The sequence below is a fragment of the Yimella sp. cx-51 genome, from assembly GCF_017654605.1.
GTDB lineage: Bacteria > Actinomycetota > Actinomycetes > Actinomycetales > Dermatophilaceae > Yimella.
In genome coordinates, this window is the sequence record NZ_CP072113.1 from 1,214,034 (window position 1) to 1,229,947 (window position 15,914).

Consider the following 15,914-nt stretch of genomic DNA (forward strand, 5'->3'; position numbering starts at 1 on the left):
CTGAACCGGCCACGAAACCAAGTCGAGTACCTCCCATCCAGGTCCTAGAGTGGAGTTCTCATGACCGACAATCCCGTTGATCCCAGCCAGTCCCACCCGCCGGCCGTGCAGACCTCACACATCGTGGAGATCCCGCCGGACGTGCCGATGCTCAACCTGCTCGGCCCGCGCGACGAGTTGCTCACGACGATCGAGCGGTCCTTCCCGAAACTCGTGATCGCCGTGCGCGGCAACTCCTTCCACCTGCAGGGCGATCCGGGCGACATGGCGTTGATCGAGGAGTTGCTCGACGAACTTGTGGCGATCGTCGACGCCGGACATCCGCTGAACCGCGACGCGGTGGAGCGCTCCGTCGGAATGCTGCGCAGCAAGACCCGCGAGCGTCCGGCAGACGTGTTGACCACCAACATCGTCAGCAGTCGTGGGCGCACCGTGCGGCCCAAGACGCTCGGGCAGAAGGAATACGTCGACGCGATCGACAAGAACACGATCGTTTTCGGTATTGGCCCGGCCGGTACGGGCAAGACCTATCTGGCGATGGCGAAGGCGGTCGCTGCGCTGCAGGCCAAGCAGGTCGACCGCATCATTCTGACCCGCCCGGCGGTTGAGGCCGGTGAGCGATTGGGATTCCTGCCCGGTTCGCTGAACGACAAGATCGACCCCTACCTTCGGCCGCTGTACGACGCGCTGCACGACATGGTCGATCCCGATTCGATTCCGCGGCTCATGGCCTCTGGCACGGTGGAGGTGGCTCCGCTGGCCTACATGCGTGGCCGCACCCTCAACGGAGCCTTCATCATTCTCGACGAGGCGCAGAACACCTCGGCCGAGCAGATGAAGATGTTCCTCACCCGGCTCGGGTTCGGTTCCAAGATGGTCGTCACCGGCGATGTCACGCAGGTCGACCTACCCGGCGGCACCACCTCCGGTCTGAAGATCGTCCAAGACATCCTCGACGGTGTGGACGACGTGCACTTCGCCCACTTGTCCGCGCAGGACGTCGTGCGTCACCGGCTGGTCAGCGAGATCGTGGAGGCCTATGGCGTGTGGGACGCCCGCAAACGGTCGGGCGGGCCGCGACGCGCCAACTCGGCACGGGGGCACGCGCGATGAGCATCGATCTGGCCAACGAGACCGATGTCGAGGTCGACCTCGACGAACTGCACGAGTGTGCCGCCTGGGTGATGCAGGAAATGCGCGTGCACCCCGAGGCTGATCTCACGGTCACGATCATCGACGAAGCAGCGATGGAAGTGCTCCACGTGAAGTGGATGGACCTTCCCGGGCCGACCGATGTCATGAGCTTCCCGATGGACGAACTGCGCCCCGGACGCGACGACGTCGAGCCCGAGGAAGGCATTCTCGGCGACATCGTGCTGTGCCCCACGGTCGCCGCGCGACAGGCCAGCGAGGCTGGTCACACCACCGCCGAGGAACTTCTGCTGCTCACCGTGCACGGCATTCTGCACCTGTTGGGCTTCGACCACGCCGAACCGGACGAGCGCAAGGAGATGTTCGACCTGCAGCGCACCCTGCTGCTCACCTTCCTCGCCCGACGTTCGTCGAAGGTGCGCATCACCCCGCCCAGCGGGGAATGAACTCTCGATGATCGTGTTGCTGATCGCGGCTCTCCTCGCGGTGCTCTTCGGGGCGACGATGGCCGCTGTCGAGAGTGCGCTCGGCAGGATCAGCCGCCACCAGGTAGAGGAGTACCTCACTGCCGGGCGTCGTGGAGCGCAGGCGCTGCGCACCCTGGTCGACGACAGTAGCGCGTCGCTGATGGTGCTCAACTTCGGTCGTGTTGCCGGCGAGATGACCGCCGCCGTCCTGGTGACACTCGCGGTCGATCGCTGGTTGCAGGGCTTCTGGTCCGTGCTGGGTGTGTCGATCGCTGTGATGGCGATCGTGAGCTTCGTCCTGGTCGGAGTGTCTCCGCGCACTATGGGTCGGCAGCACTCGGGCACGTTGGCGTTGGTGAGCGCTCCCTTCGTGCGGTGGATGACCAATCTGTTCGGTCCGTTCGCGCACGTGCTGGTGACCCTCGGTAACGCCTTCACCCCGGGTCGGGGATACCGGGACGGCCCGTTCGACTCCGAGGCGGAGCTGCGCGAATTCGTCGATATGGCAGGTGAATCCGAGCTCATCGAGGCTGAAGAGCGCAAGATGATCCACTCGGTCTTCGAACTCGGCGACACGATCGCGCGGGAGCTCATGGTGCCGCGCACCGACATGCTCTGCATCGATCGCAGCAAGACGCTGCGCCAGGCAATGTCGCTGTTCACCAGGTCGGGCTACTCCCGCATGCCCGTCATCGACGGCAACCCCGACGAGGTCGAGGGCATCCTCTATTTCAAGGACGTCGCCGGGCGGCTGATCAGCAACCGGGACGACTACAGCGAGCACCCGGTCACCGAACTCATGCGCGAGGTCGCCTTCGTGCCCGAGAGCAAGCCGGTCGATGATCTCCTGCGCGAGATGCAGTCGCAGCGTCGGCATTTCGCGATCGTCATCGACGAGTACGGCGGCACCGCCGGGTTGGTGACCCTTGAGGACATCCTGGAAGAAGTGGTGGGGGAGATCGATGACGAATTCGATCGGGTCACCCCCGGTGTGCAGCCGCTGGACGACGGCAGTGTGCGCGTGCCGGCGCGGATGTCGATCGACGATTTCGCGCAGGAGTTCGGCATCACCGTCGACGAGGACGACATCGACACCGTCGGCGGACTACTCACCAAGTTGCTCGGCCGCGTGCCGCTCGTTGGAGCGCACGCCCGGATCGACGACCTCCTCCTGACGGCGGAACGAATGGCCGGGCGACGCCACCAGATCGCGACCGTCACGGTGAGCAGGGTTCCGGAAACTGACCACGACGACGCCGAGGCAGGCCTGTCGGAGATACTGCGCAGGCGAGAAGAACAGCACGCGGCGCGCAACGCGTCATCCGTCGACGCAAGGAGCAACGATGACTGACTACCGAGCAGGCTTTGCCTGCTTGATCGGACGTCCTAACGCCGGCAAGTCGACGCTCACCAACGCGCTGGTCGGGCAGAAGGTGGCGATCACCTCCAACAAGCCCCAGACGACCCGACACACGATTCGCGGCATCCGCACCACGGACGAGTCGCAACTGGTGTTGGTCGACACTCCCGGCCTGCACAAACCACGCACGCTGCTCGGCCAACGGCTCAACGATGTCGTGCGCGAGACGCTCATGGACGTCGACGTCATCGGGTTCTGTCTGCCCGCCGATCAGAAGATCGGTCCGGGCGATCAGTTCATCGCCGCCGAACTCGCCGAGTTGCGCCGGGGCCGCAAGAAGCCGGTGGTGGCCATCGCCACCAAGCTCGACACCGTCAGTCGTGACCGGCTGGCCGAGCACCTCATCGCGATCGACCAGTTGGGCGACTGGAACGAGATCGTCCCGTGCTCGGCGGTCAAGGGCACCCAGGTCGACACCCTTGCCGAGGTGCTCGTCTCCTACCTGCCGACCTCACCGAAGCTGTACCCCGACGACGTGCTGACCGACGAGCCGCAGATGGTCATGATCGCTGAGTTGGTGCGTGAGGCGGCGCTGGAAGGTGTGCGTGACGAACTGCCGCACAGCCTGGCTGTGGTCGTGGAGGAGATGACCGCCCGAGAGGACCGTCCGGCCGACAAGCCGCTGATGGACGTTCGGGTGAATGTGTATGTGGAGCGGCCCTCGCAGAAGGCGATCATCATCGGTCGTGGAGGTGCACGGCTGCGCGAAGTGGGAACGACCGCCCGCGCCGGTATCGAGCAGTTGCTGGGCCAACGGGTGTACCTCGACCTGCACGTGAAGGTCGCCAAGGACTGGCAGACCGACCCCAATCAACTGTCGAAACTCGGATTCTGAGAGGACGCGATGACCGACGAGAGCTTGGCGTGGGCCGAGTTCGGCGACACCCTGCGGTTGCCGATCAACAAGAAGGACTACCTGCTGGACATTCCGTGGGAGGAAGCAGCCTTCGTACCGCAGCACCCGCTCATCGACATCGGGTCAGGTAGCGGTCTGAGCACAGTGACGCTGGGGGAGCGGTTTCCCGACTCGGAGATCCTGTCGGTCGAACCCGACCCGCTGATGCGCTCGTTGCTGATGGTCCGTATCGCCGAGCGTGAGCACCTGCGTGAGCGCACTACGGTGCTGCCCGACACCATCAACGCCACCTGGTTGCCCGACCAGTGCGGTGGGGCGTTGTTGTTCAACGTCATCTACTTCCTGGGTGGTCGGGCGCGCGACCGGTTCTGGCAACGGATGGCTGAGGTGCTCGTGCCGGGTGCGCCGATCCTGCTGAGCCGCTCCTACGGTGGCGTGCCCGAGCGGACGGTCGAGCGCAAACTCACCGGCACCGCGACCATGGGCCGCCACGAGTACCAGCGCTACTTCGAGGCCACCCCTGCGTTCGACAACCGCATGGAGATCACCAACACCTATGTCGTCCTGCGTGACGGGGAGAAGGTGCGCGAGGAGGTCACCAAGCTCGAGGCATGGGGGCTGGACGAGGAACTGGTGCTCGACGAGATCCCGATCGGCAAGTTCGGCATCGAGGAGATCAACGACCGCTACTTCGCCATTCGGCGCTTGCCGGACATCCGCCGCTGAGTCGAGGTTCGGACGGGTGACGCCCGCGAGGTCCTTCCGATCAGCCGCCGACCTTCACGGACGGGATGGTCCCAGCGGTGACGCCCGCGAGGTCCTTCTGATCAGAGCACTTTCACGGTCTTCCAGGCTTCTTCCACGGCCTGTTGCTGGGCCGACCGCACCCCGTAGCGGGTGCCCGCCGCTCGCAACGTAGCCGCCGCGAATGCGGCGAAGTCGGCATCCTTGGGCAGCCGGCCAACAGTGATGGTGTCGTACCAAATGGGCCCGATACTTTCCCAGGAGTGACCTCCGATTGCCGTCGCCGCCAGGTAGAAGGCGTGGTTGGGGATGCCGGAGTTGATGTGCACGCCACCGTTGTCGCCGGAATCGTCGTGGGGGAGGTGCCGGTAGTCGTCCATGGTGGCCGGTTGCGGATCTTTGCCGAGGTGCGGATCGTCGTAGGCGGTGCCCGGCGCCTTCATCGAACGAAGCGCCACGCCCTGCACCCTGTCAGTGAACAGGCCTTCACCGATGAGCCAATCAGCTTGCGCGGCAGTCTGTTTCAGCTGTCGCTGCTTCACCATCGCACCGATCACGTCGGACACCGATTCGTTGAGGGCGCCGGACTGGCCGACGTACACCAGACCGGCGGTGTACTGGATGAGCCCGTGCGCCAACTCGTGCCCGATCACGTCGACGCTGTCGGTGAAGGAGCTGAAGTAGACGCCGTCGCCGTCGCCGAAGACCATCTGCTCGCCGTCCCAGTAGGCGTTGTCGAAGTCTTGGTCGTAGTGCACGGACGCGATCAGCGCGAGTCCGTTGTCGTCGAGTGAGTCACGACCGAAGGATTCGTGCAGCAGCGCCCAGGTTGCACCCAGACCGTCGTAGGCCTCGTTGACCGATTCGTCCGCGCTGGCCGGGTCGCCTTCACCGCGAGCCAGCACTCCGGGCAACTGGGTCTTGCGCTGCGCGTCGTAGACCGTGCGATGTGGACTGGTTTGCTCGGTCGGCAATGCCGGCTGCGCATCGGGGCGGGCGCTCGGCCGACGCGTGCGTTCCTGCAGGGACGGTGGGATGAGCCCGCCGGCGGTTGGTCCGCCGGGACGTGGTGCGCGAGCACGCACCTCGCGTTTGCCGATGATGGTGGAGCGCACAGTGAGTGTGCGATGGGCCGCTTGCGCGACCCGTTCATCGGAGGACCGGGCCAGCCGGTGCAGTATCTGCGGCGGCACGATCGAGCAGAACTGTGGGGCTGTCTCGGTGTCCATGCCTTCCATGGTGCGCCCGAGCACCGACAACCGGGATGGCGACGAGGTCAAGGATTGGTCAACGATCCTGCCCCCGGCAGTGGCCGGAGGCAGGATCAGGTGGCATCAGGCCTCGATCCGCAGAGCCTCGACCGGGGTGATGCGCACGGCGCGCCGGGCCGGCGGCCGGGCCGCGACGAGCACGAGGATCACCGCACAGACGGCTATGGCTGCCAGAGCTGGCCCCGGTACGCCCCAGACGAAGCCCTCGTTCACCGACCCTATGAGCGCCTGAGCACCCACGGAGCCATAGAGCAGTCCGAGCATGATGCCGACGACGCTCGCCGTGGTGCCGAGGGCGATCGACTCCTTGGTGATCATCGTGCGCACCTGGCGACTGGTGAAGCCCAGCGAACGCAACAGGCCGATCTCACGGCGCCGTTGGATGACGGTGAGCGACATGGTGCTCACGAAACCGACGGCCGCCATGATGCACGAGATCACCACGATGCAGATGAGCACGGTGGAGGCGGTGGCAAGCACCTGATCGGCCTGGCGGCGCTGTGCCGCATCGAGATCCCACCCGGCGACCGACTGCCGCAGTGCGGCGAATCCAGAAGCGAACGTCGTCACCAAAGTCACACCGACAATAAGCCCAAGGGTTGAGCGGGTGGTTCGCATCGGGTCAGCCACTGCGTTGCGGCGGGCGATCCGTGTGGTGGCGTCCGAGCCGAGGAGTCGACTCAGCGTTCGGACGACCGTCGGCACCAGGAAGACAGCACCGATCAGGAGCCCGGCCGCAGACAAGGCGGAGCCGGCGAACGCGGCGAAGAATCCGGAGGCCGAGCCCTCCTCGCCCAAGATCATTGCGAAGGGCAGCAGCGCGCCCCCGGCGAGGCAGAGCAGCAACGAGGTAGCAGCCCTTACCCGGGATGCGGCACGCGTCGGCACGTCCACAGCGGAGTTGGTCATCGCCGCAGCAGGGCTGACCTGCAACACATTGCGCGATCCGAGCAGGCCGGCCACCCAGGCGGACGCAGCAACCGGCAGCACGACGAGGGGTACGAGAGGCTCGACCAAGGCATAGTCCAGGGCGGGAAGCGTGCCGTGCGCCACCAGGCCCACTCGTGTCATCGACGTGGCGATCACGCCCACCAAGGCGCCGGCAGCGCCACCGACCGCACCGGCGAAGGCGCAACTCGTGCAGACCGACCGGCGCAACGAACGGGCGTCCGCCCCGAGCAGGCGCAGCGTGGCGATCTGGCGCAGCCGGCCTGCGATCACGGTCGACACACAGCCGGTCATGACCACGGCCGACACGTAGAGGGCGATGGCGATGAAGACGGTCGAGACGACTCCGAGCAGCATCCCGATGCTGTTGTCCTGCTCCTCGCCCATGGTGGCGAGCAGCCCGGAGGTCATGATGAGGGTCGCGGCGTAGAAGCCGGCCAACCCGGCCACGGCCAGCACGGTGCCGCTTTCCCGTATTCCGCCCAGCACGAGGTCACGGCGCCTCATGCCACACCCGCCTCGGCACCGATGAGCAGCTCGGAGATCTGCTCGGCGTTGAGCCGGCCGCGGTCGGCCACGATGCGTCCGTCGGCGATCACGAGCACACGGTCGGCGTACGAGGCAGCCACCGGATCGTGGCTCACCATCGCGATCGTCTGGCCGTACTCGGCAGCAGCGGTGCGCAAAAGGGTCAGCACTTCACGGGACGTGCGGGAGTCGAGATTGCCGGTCGGCTCGTCGGCGAAGATGATCGCCGGACGCGAAGCCAGTGCCCGCGCGATGGCCACTCTCTGCTGCTGGCCACCCGAGAGCTGGGACGGCCTGTGGCGCAGGCGATTCGTGAGCCCGAGGGTGGCGACGACGGTGTCGATCCACGCACGCTGCGCGGCATCGATGTGACGCCCGGACAACTCGAACGGGAGGTCGATATTCTCGGCCGCGGTGAGGGTAGGAACGAGATTGAATGACTGGAAGATGAAGCCAACATGGTTGCGCCGCAGCAGGGTTCGTCCCCGATCGTCCATGCGGTGCACCGGCTCACCTGCCACGTACACCTCCCCGGAGGTGACATCGTCCAGGCCGGCGGCGAGGTTCATGAAGGTTGACTTGCCTGATCCCGACGGACCCATGATCGCGGTGAAGTCACCGGGGTGGATGTCGACCGTCACGCCGTTGAGCGCGCGCACGGGGTTGTCGGCGCTGCCGTACAGCTTGTGCACGTCGCGGAAGGCGACGATGGGCGCTGGTGGTTGGTTGATCTGTCTGACATTGCTCATGCCATCCAGGTTCGCCGGACGACAGGCTCGGGCACATCGGGCTGCAGATCGATTCGGTGTACATCCAGCGATGTACACGACCTGGCTCAGATCAGCCCGTGCTCGTAGGCGTAGACCACCAGTTGCACCCGATCGCGCAGCCCGAGCTTGGTCAGGATGCGGGAGATGTGCGTCTTGACAGTGGCCTCGGAGAGATACTCGGCCGCGGCGATTTCGTTGTTGGACAGTCCTTTTGCGGCTTGCAGGAGGATCTCTCGTTCCCGCGCGGTGAGGCGTCCGAACTCATCGCCGGGGGCGTCCGTGCGACGACTGCGGAATCGTTCGAACAATGCCTTGGTCGCACCTGCAGCCACGACCTGGGTGCCCTGGGCCACCGCACGGATCGTGGCCAGCAGGAGTTCGGGCTGGGTGTCCTTCAGGATGAACCCGCTGGCGCCGGCGTCGATGGCGTCGGCTGCTGCTTCGTCCAGATCGAAGGTGGTCAGGATCAGCACCTTGGGTGCTCGGTCACCGAGCGCTGTCACCAACTCACGAGTGGCAGCCACGCCGTCCAGGCGCGGCATCCGGACGTCCATCAACACGAGGTCGGGGTTGTGCTCGCGCACGACGCTGACGGCGTCCGCGCCGTCGTCGGCCTGCCCGACCACCTCCAGGTCGGGCTGGCTCGAGACGACCATGGCGATGCCGGCCCGGAAGAGCTCTTGGTCGTCGATCAATGCGATGCGGATGGTCATTCTTGGCCCTCACGGTTGGGGACGGTGGCTTCCACGACCCAGGTGTCACCCAACGGTCGGGCAGTGAGCCGGCCACCGACCACGTCGGCGCGTTCGATCATGCCGGCGATGCCATGACCGGTGCCCATCGCGTCGCTGGGCCGGTCGCCGCGAATCGCGTTGCACACCCGAAGACGGTAACCCTCGCGCCAGTCCTGTTCGACCACGACTGGCTGCGCGAGATCGCCGTGCTTGAGTGCGTTCGTGAGCGACTCCCCGAGCAGGCGGGAGGCAGTGAGGGCCAGCAGCGTGTCGTCCTTCATGTCGCCTTCGCTGGTTACCTGGAGGTTCATGCCGGATGCACGCACTCGGGCGAACAGCACTTCTTGCTGCGCGTATCCCGGCTGCCCGCCGTCCGGCTCCTGATACTTCAGCTGCTGCAGGATCGTGCGCAGGTCGGCGATCGTGGAGCGGGCGGTGTCGCCGATCACCTCCAGTGCCTTCTCGGCCTGGTCCGGTGAACGACGCAACAGGTATCGAGCGCCGTCGGCCTGCGCCGCAACGACCGCCCAGGCGTGAGCCACCACATCATGCATGTCAGCGGCGATGCGGCTTCTTTCTTGTTCCTGCTGGTAGGCGAAGGCCAGACGCCTGCGTTCGGCATCCTCCAACTGGCGATCGACCTCAGCTTGTACTGCCGTCCGCGTCTGCAGGCGCAGGTAGCCAGCTACCCAGCCGCCCAACGCCACGACAGCGCTGACCGCCGCGAACGCCACGGCGACGAACGGTTCGAAACCCGATGAGGGATCGACCGCGGACGGTTTGACGATGCCGGCCCACAGGCCACCGCTGATGACGGCGAGGACCGAGAGCGCGAGGCCGGTGGTCCGCACGCGCTGGTCGCGGTGTCCGCCGAGCACGAAGCAGATTGCGGCGTATCCGAGGTCAGCGAGGGGGATCAGCGGGCTGATTCCGCTCAGTTGCAACACACCCGCTGTCACCGCGAGTGATACCGCCGGCCAGAGCCACAACCGCCGGATCACCACGGCGACGACGATGCAGAGCGTTGCCAGCCACGACCCGGCGGCCAGCGATCCGGTGGCCGGCAGGGCCAGCACGCCGAAAATGCCGGTGCCGAGCAGGTCGAGCGCCAGTCGTCGGCCGGAGGGACGGTCGGTGCCCGCCCAGACGTCGCTCATGCGGATCAGTCTGGCAAACATCTCTTCTGGACGACGGTCCCGCCATCCGGACATTGCGGTGGGCCGGGGAATAGCAGGAGAGGGGTCAGGTTTAAGCTGGCTCCGTGCGGATGAGCCTCCTCCTTGGCTGCCGCGGCGAGGCCTCGTAATCGGCCTTCCTCGCCGCGGAGGTTGTCGTGCCCGGGCCGTCCCCAGTTTCGACACCGAGTGAGAGTCAAATGATCTTCCCGCAACAGCCTTCCGGAATGCCCGCCGCGAAGTACCAGCCCTTCGACCAGCAGATCAAGGTCGACCTGCCCGACCGCACCTGGCCCGACAAGGTCATCACCAAGGCTCCGCGTTGGTGCGCGGTCGATCTGCGTGACGGCAACCAGGCCCTCATCGACCCGATGAACTCCGAGCGCAAGATGCGTATGTTCAAGCTCCTGGTCGACATGGGCTACAAGGAGATCGAGGTCGGCTTTCCCTCGGCGAGCCAGACCGATTTCGATTTCTGTCGTGAGCTCATCGACGGTGGGCACATCCCGGACGACGTGACCATCCAGGTGTTGACGCAGTGTCGCGACCACCTCATCGAGCGCACCTTCGACGCCATCAAGGGTGCCAAGACCGCGATCGTCCACTTCTACAACTCCACGTCGGTGCTGCAGCGCCGCGTGGTCTTCGGTCTTGATCGGGACGGCATCGTCGACATCGCGCTGCAGGGCGCGCGGCTGTGCAAGAAGCTGGAAGAGACAGTGCCGGAGACGAAGGTCTTCTACGAGTACTCGCCCGAGTCGTACACCGGCACCGAACTGGAATTCGCAGTGCGGGTCTGCAACGAGGTCATCGATGTCATCGATCCGACCCCGGACCACAAGATGATCATCAACCTGCCGGCCACGGTCGAGATGGCCATCCCGAACGTCTACGCCGACTCCATCGAATGGATGGTGCGGCACCTCGACCGGCGCGAATCGATCGTGGTGTCGCTGCACCCGCACAACGACCGCGGTGAAGGCGTCGCGGCAGCCGAGCTGGGTTACCTCGCCGGCGCCGACCGGATCGAGGGCTGCCTGTTCGGCAACGGTGAGCGCACCGGAAATGTCTGCCTGGTGACCCTCGGCATGAACCTCTTCAGCCAGGGCGTCGACCCCGAGATCGACTTCTCCGACATGGACGAGATCCGCCGCACGGTCGAGCACTGCAACCAGTTGAAGGTGCCCGAGCGTCATCCGTGGGGCGGCGACTTGGTCTACACGGCCTTCTCCGGCTCCCACCAGGACGCCATCAAGAAGGGTTTCGAGGACATGGACCGCCAGGTGGCGGAGTCCGGCAAGGCACTCAACGAGCTGGTGTGGGGCGTGCCCTACCTGCCGATCGACCCGCATGACATCGGCCGCTCCTACGAGGCGGTCGTCCGGGTGAATTCGCAGTCGGGCAAGGGCGGTTCGGCATACATCCTCAAGTCGGAGTACGGCCTCGACCTGCCCAAGCGCCTGCAGATCGAGTTCAGCGGCGTGGTGCAGAAGCGCACCGACACCGCCGGGGGAGAGGTCACCCCGGCTCAGCTGTGGGAACTGTTCTCCGACGAGTACCTCCCCTCGACCGATGCCGAGTCGAAGGGCTGGGGACGTTTCCGGCCGATCGGTCACACCGTCGACTCCACCTCCGAGGGTCGCGACCACTTGGTGGCGCAGCTGCTCGACCACGGCCAGGAGATCACGCTCGAGGGTTGGGGCAACGGCCCGATCGCCGCGTTCGTCGACGCGTTGTCGACGATCGGGATCGATGTGCGGGTGCTCGACTACGCCGAGCACGCGATGTCCGCCGGTGGCGACGCAAAGGCGGCTTCCTTCGTGGAGGTGGCGATCGGTGACCGCGTGCTGTGGGGCGTCGGGGTGCACAGCTCGATCGTGAAGGCATCGCTCACCGCGATCCTGTCGGCGGTCAATCGCGCACAGCGCGACCAGCAGGACTGATTTCGTCCGCGGGCCGTCGACCGACCGCTGATACCTCATTCATGGAGCGCACCGGCTCGTCCGGTGCGCTCCGCGCGTGCTCCGTCGTGCAGGTGTGCAACCTCCCTCGTGAGCACCAGTGGAGGCCGCGCTGCCGCGGTGATGGCGGTCACTAGGCTGGCCCTCGTCCGGCATATCAAGCAGCAGGAGGTGCGCCGTGGGCGCGTTGTGGCATCCGTTCTCCGACATGGGAGCAGTGGAGAAGAGCGGCGAGTTCGTGATCGCGCGAGGTAAGGGCGTCCACGTCTGGGACGAGCGCGGCAACAAGTACCTCGATGCGACGGCCGGGCTGTGGTTCGCCAACATCGGCCACGGACGTGAGGAGATCGCGCGCGCCGCTGCAGAGCAGTGCGAAGTGCTCGCTGCCTACAGCACCTTCGGTGACTTCTCCAACCCGCCGGCCACGCGGCTGGCCGAACGCCTCGCCGGCATTGCACCCGTCCCGGGGTCGAAGGTCTTCCTGACCTCCGGCGGATCCGACTCCATCGAGACCGCTGCCAAGATCGCGCGCCGCTACTGGTTCGAGATGGGGCAGCCGAACAAGCGCTACATCGTCGGACGCAGCAAGGCCTACCACGGAATGCATTACGCGGGAACGGCATTGGGCGGCATCCCCGGCAACACCGAGGGCTACGGGGTGTTGGTCGACGACCAGGCCCACGTGGCCTGGGACGACCCCGAAGACCTGCGCGCAACGATCGAGCGCATCGGCGCCGAGAACATCGCGGCGTTCTTTTGCGAGCCGGTGATGGGCGCCGGTGGGGTCTATCCGCCGCCGGAGGACTACCTGATGTCGGTGCGCAAGATCTGCACCGAACACGACATCCTCTTCGTGGCCGACGAGGTCGTCACCGGTTTCGGCCGCATCGGCGGGGCCTGGTTCGCCTCGGCGAAGTTCGGCCTGGAGCCCGACTTCGTCACCACCGCCAAGGGACTGACCTCGGGCTACATGCCGATGGGCGCGGTGCTGATCGCCCCGCGCGTCGCCGAGCCCTTCTTCGAGCCGGACGCCGGACGTTGGTTGCGGCACGGCTACACCTACTCCGGCCATGCCGTGGCCGCCGCGGTCGCCATGGCCAACCTCGACATCATCGAGCAGGAGAACCTCATCGACGAGGCGGCTCGGCTCGAGGGCAGCCTTGCCAACGCACTCAGCCCGCTGGCCGAGCACGCCGCCGTCGCCGAAGTACGTTGCGGCACAGGGGCGGTCGCGGCCGTGCAACTCCACGAGATCACCAAGGCGCCCGCGGTTGCGCTGAGGATGCGCGAGCTCGGAGTCGCGACCCGCGCCGTTGGTGCCGGAGGCATCCAGTTCTCCCCGGCGTTCGTCATGACCGATGACGAAGTGGCCCAGCTTGCGCATGTCACCCGCGAGGCGTTGGACGTCGCACTGTGACCCAGCTTCCGGGGCAGCCAGGTCAGCCGGGCAGGGGTGAGTGGCAGCAGCAGGGCGGTCAGCCGCCGAGCCAACCGGCTCAGCAGGGCAGTTGGCAGCAAGGCGGTCAGCAGTTGCCTCCGCCGGGCTATTTGCACCTCACCATCCAGGGAAGTGCAATGACCTCCAATCTCACCGCACCCAACGTGGTGATCGACGGCTACCACGTGCCCTCGTCGTACGGCTCCAACACCTATCCATTGGTGCCGGGTCAGCACCAGGTGCACGTGTATGCCCAATGGATGCGTCAGTACGGGCAGGCCGACATCGCGGTGAACATCATGGAGGGACAACAGGCTCCGGTGTTCTACCGGGCACCTCTGCATCAGTTCACCACCGGCAGCATCGGCTTCGAGAAGCAGAAAGCGAAGGGCAAGGGCTGCATGGTCACCTTCGCGGTGGTCATGGTGCTGATCATCCTCGTCCCGATCATCCTCGGAGTGCTGGCATCGTCCTGAACCACGCACCGATGGACATTCCCCACACCCAGCAGCGGGTGGTCCGCACGCTCATGACCGCCCAGGTGCTCGGTGGCGTGGGGATGGCCTCGGGCATCGCGGTCGGTGCACTGCTGGCCGAAGATCTTTCCGGCACCGAGTCGTTGGCCGGTGTCGGCACCACCTTCCAGGTGCTCGGCGGCGCACTCCTGGCCATCCCTGTGGCGCGCATCATGGCGCGCGGCGGCTGGCGTCCGGGGCTGCAATTCGCCTTGCTTGCTGCGCTTGTGGGGACAGTGCTGATCGTCACCGCTGCTGTCGTCAGGTCGTTCCCGTTGTTGCTCGCAGGCATGTTCCTGTTCGGTGGCGGAACGACTGCGAACAGCCAATCACGCTATGCCGCAGCCGATCTGGCGCCGACCGAGCGGCGTGGTCGCGACCTTTCACTGGTCGTGTGGGCCACCACCATCGGGTCGGTGCTCGGGCCCAACCTCGTGGGGCCGGGCAAGGCGATCGCGCGTGTGCTGCATCTGCCGGCGCTGGTGGGCGTCTTCGTCTTCTCGATCGCGGGCTTCGTGCTTGCGTTGCTGGTGATCCGGCACTGGTTGCGTCCTGACCCGTTGCTCACCGCGCGGGCTCTGCAGCGTGACGTGGCCGAACCCGGCAGTGTGGCCGATGACGACGGATCGCTCGGTCGCGGTCTGCGAGTGCTCCGTGGCGATCTCTACGCGACGCTCGGCACCGCGATCACGGCACTCGGCCACTTCGTCATGGTGAGCGTGATGGTGATGACGCCGATCCACATGAAGCACGGTCATGCCGAACTCGAAGTGATCGGATTCGTCATCTCGATCCACATTGCCGGGATGTTCGCGCTGTCGCCGGTGGTCGGCTGGGCCGTCGATCGATTCGGTGCGTCCGTCGTCGCCGTCGTTGGCGGTGCGATCCTGCTGAGCGCCTCCGTCGCTGCGGCCGCCACCCACACCGGGTGGTCTCCGCTACTGCTGGCAGCGCTCTTCGCACTCGGTCTCGGGTGGTCGTGCACCTTCGTGGCCGGCTCGACGATGCTCGCCGCAGCGGTCACCCCTGATCAGCGCCCGGCCACGCAGGGGCTGGCCGATCTGATCATGGGCCTGATGGGTGCATCCGGTGGTGTCGTCGCCGGGGTGGTGGTCGACCAGTTCGGCTACAACCGGCTCGCAGCGGTGTCAGCCGGCATTTCAGTGCTCGTCCTGGTGCTAGGAGGGACCGGAGTCGCTGCCCGTCGCACCACGTAGCGCTCAGCGCACGCCGTGCGGCCGGAATTGCAGACTGATCCGCGGGCCTACCGGGCGGCTGGTCTTCGGGATGGCGTGCTCCCAGGTTCTTTGGTGAGAGCCGCCCATCACACAGAGATCGCCATGCCCGAGAGTGAACCGGATCGACTCGCCGCCACCGGATGGGCGCATCATCAACGTCCGCGGTGCGCCGATCGAGACGATCGCCACCATGGTGTCGTGCGTCGATGCCCGTCCTTCCCGGTCGCCATGCCACGCCACCGAGTCGCGTCCATCGCGGTAGAGGCACATACCGAGCGTGGTGAACGGCTCGCCGAGCTCTTGCCGGTAATGCTCGGAAAGCTGCGAACGAGCCTGTTGCAGAACAGGATCGGGCCAATGCTCAGTGGCCGAGTAGAACCGCAAGAGCCTGGGTGTGGCCACCTCGCGGTCGTACATCTGACGCACTTCGGCTCGCCAGTCGACATGCGCCGGACCACCGAGCGCCAGTCGGGTGAAGAGTTCGTCGGCGCCGGTCAGCCAGCCCGGACGCAGGTCGACCCAGGCGCCGCGGGTGAGCTCGGTGCGTCGCACCGTGTCGCCCAAAGCGCGCGTTCCGACCGCTTCGGTCTGGTCGAGGAGCGAACCCTGCAATCCATAGAACATATGTTCGATAGTAGGTCGGTCAGCAGTCGTCTCGCAAGAGGTGCTCGACGTGGTTGAACTTCCGCGCCGCGAG

At 66.0% G+C, this 15,914-nt stretch carries 15 protein-coding genes; 9 read left to right on the top strand and 6 right to left on the bottom strand.

Annotated features, from left to right (window positions below):
* The first annotated feature begins 60 nt into the window (after positions 1-60).
* Genes J5M86_RS05755 through J5M86_RS05775 form a run of 5 tightly spaced genes read left to right on the top strand, consistent with a single transcriptional unit; the run spans position 61 to position 4,621 of the window.
* Positions 61-1,113, top strand: coding sequence for a PhoH family protein (locus J5M86_RS05755; protein WP_188060256.1), 1,053 nt, complete (start codon positions 61-63; stop codon positions 1,111-1,113).
* Positions 1,110-1,598, top strand: a complete 489-nt coding sequence (gene ybeY / locus J5M86_RS05760; RefSeq protein WP_188060257.1) for an rRNA maturation RNase YbeY — start codon at positions 1,110-1,112, stop codon at positions 1,596-1,598. The genes J5M86_RS05755 and ybeY overlap by 4 nt, the downstream gene beginning before the upstream one ends.
* 7 nt (positions 1,599-1,605) lie before the next feature.
* Complete coding sequence (locus J5M86_RS05765; protein ID WP_188060258.1) at positions 1,606-2,970, top strand: hemolysin family protein; 1,365 nt, start codon at positions 1,606-1,608, stop codon at positions 2,968-2,970.
* The gene (era, locus tag J5M86_RS05770) at positions 2,963-3,874 is read left to right on the top strand and encodes a GTPase Era (protein WP_188060259.1); all 912 of its coding nucleotides are present in this window, start codon (positions 2,963-2,965) and stop codon (positions 3,872-3,874) included. Before J5M86_RS05765 ends, era begins: the two co-directional genes overlap by 8 nt.
* Positions 3,875-3,883: 9 nt before the next feature.
* On the top strand, positions 3,884-4,621 hold the full coding sequence (locus J5M86_RS05775) for a trans-aconitate 2-methyltransferase (protein WP_188060260.1): 738 nt from the start codon (positions 3,884-3,886) through the stop codon (positions 4,619-4,621).
* A gap of 101 nt (positions 4,622-4,722) precedes the next feature.
* Here J5M86_RS05775 and J5M86_RS05780 read toward each other — a convergent pair whose 3' ends face one another.
* The 5 genes from J5M86_RS05780 to J5M86_RS05800 form a co-directional block, all read right to left on the bottom strand.
* The gene (locus J5M86_RS05780; protein WP_188060261.1) at positions 4,723-5,868 is read right to left on the bottom strand and encodes a M4 family metallopeptidase; all 1,146 of its coding nucleotides are present in this window, start codon (positions 5,866-5,868) and stop codon (positions 4,723-4,725) included.
* A gap of 105 nt (positions 5,869-5,973) precedes the next feature.
* Positions 5,974-7,365 carry an FtsX-like permease family protein gene (locus J5M86_RS05785; protein WP_188060262.1) on the bottom strand — a complete coding sequence of 464 codons (1,392 nt, stop codon included), beginning with the start codon at positions 7,363-7,365 and terminating at the stop codon, positions 5,974-5,976.
* Positions 7,362-8,135 carry an ABC transporter ATP-binding protein gene (locus tag J5M86_RS05790; protein ID WP_188060263.1) on the bottom strand — a complete coding sequence of 258 codons (774 nt, stop codon included), beginning with the start codon at positions 8,133-8,135 and terminating at the stop codon, positions 7,362-7,364. Before J5M86_RS05790 ends, J5M86_RS05785 begins: the two co-directional genes overlap by 4 nt.
* Positions 8,136-8,221: 86 nt before the next feature.
* The gene (locus J5M86_RS05795; RefSeq protein ID WP_188060264.1) at positions 8,222-8,869 is read right to left on the bottom strand and encodes a response regulator transcription factor; all 648 of its coding nucleotides are present in this window, start codon (positions 8,867-8,869) and stop codon (positions 8,222-8,224) included.
* On the bottom strand, positions 8,866-10,047 hold the full coding sequence (locus tag J5M86_RS05800) for a sensor histidine kinase (protein WP_188060265.1): 1,182 nt from the start codon (positions 10,045-10,047) through the stop codon (positions 8,866-8,868). Before J5M86_RS05800 ends, J5M86_RS05795 begins: the two co-directional genes overlap by 4 nt.
* A 218-nt stretch (positions 10,048-10,265) precedes the next feature.
* On the opposite strand from J5M86_RS05800, the gene leuA reads away from it, so the two are divergent.
* The 4 genes from leuA to J5M86_RS05820 all read left to right on the top strand — a co-directional run bounded on the left by leuA (position 10,266) and on the right by J5M86_RS05820 (position 15,196).
* Entirely contained in the window at positions 10,266-12,008 is a 1,743-nt protein-coding gene (gene leuA / locus J5M86_RS05805) for a 2-isopropylmalate synthase (protein ID WP_188060266.1), read from the top strand.
* Positions 12,009-12,204: 196 nt separating this feature from the next.
* Positions 12,205-13,443: an aspartate aminotransferase family protein gene (locus J5M86_RS05810; RefSeq protein WP_208965112.1), complete on the top strand. Its 1,239-nt coding sequence runs from the start codon at positions 12,205-12,207 to the stop codon at positions 13,441-13,443.
* Entirely contained in the window at positions 13,440-13,940 is a 501-nt protein-coding gene (locus J5M86_RS05815) for a hypothetical protein (RefSeq protein WP_188060267.1), read from the top strand. The genes J5M86_RS05810 and J5M86_RS05815 overlap by 4 nt, the downstream gene beginning before the upstream one ends.
* An 11-nt stretch (positions 13,941-13,951) precedes the next feature.
* The gene (locus tag J5M86_RS05820; protein WP_188060268.1) at positions 13,952-15,196 is read left to right on the top strand and encodes an MFS transporter; all 1,245 of its coding nucleotides are present in this window, start codon (positions 13,952-13,954) and stop codon (positions 15,194-15,196) included.
* 3 nt (positions 15,197-15,199) lie between these two features.
* On the opposite strand, the gene J5M86_RS05825 is transcribed toward J5M86_RS05820, so the two are convergent.
* The gene (locus J5M86_RS05825) at positions 15,200-15,841 is read right to left on the bottom strand and encodes an alpha-ketoglutarate-dependent dioxygenase AlkB (RefSeq protein WP_188060269.1); all 642 of its coding nucleotides are present in this window, start codon (positions 15,839-15,841) and stop codon (positions 15,200-15,202) included.
* Positions 15,842-15,914 lie beyond the last annotated feature (73 nt).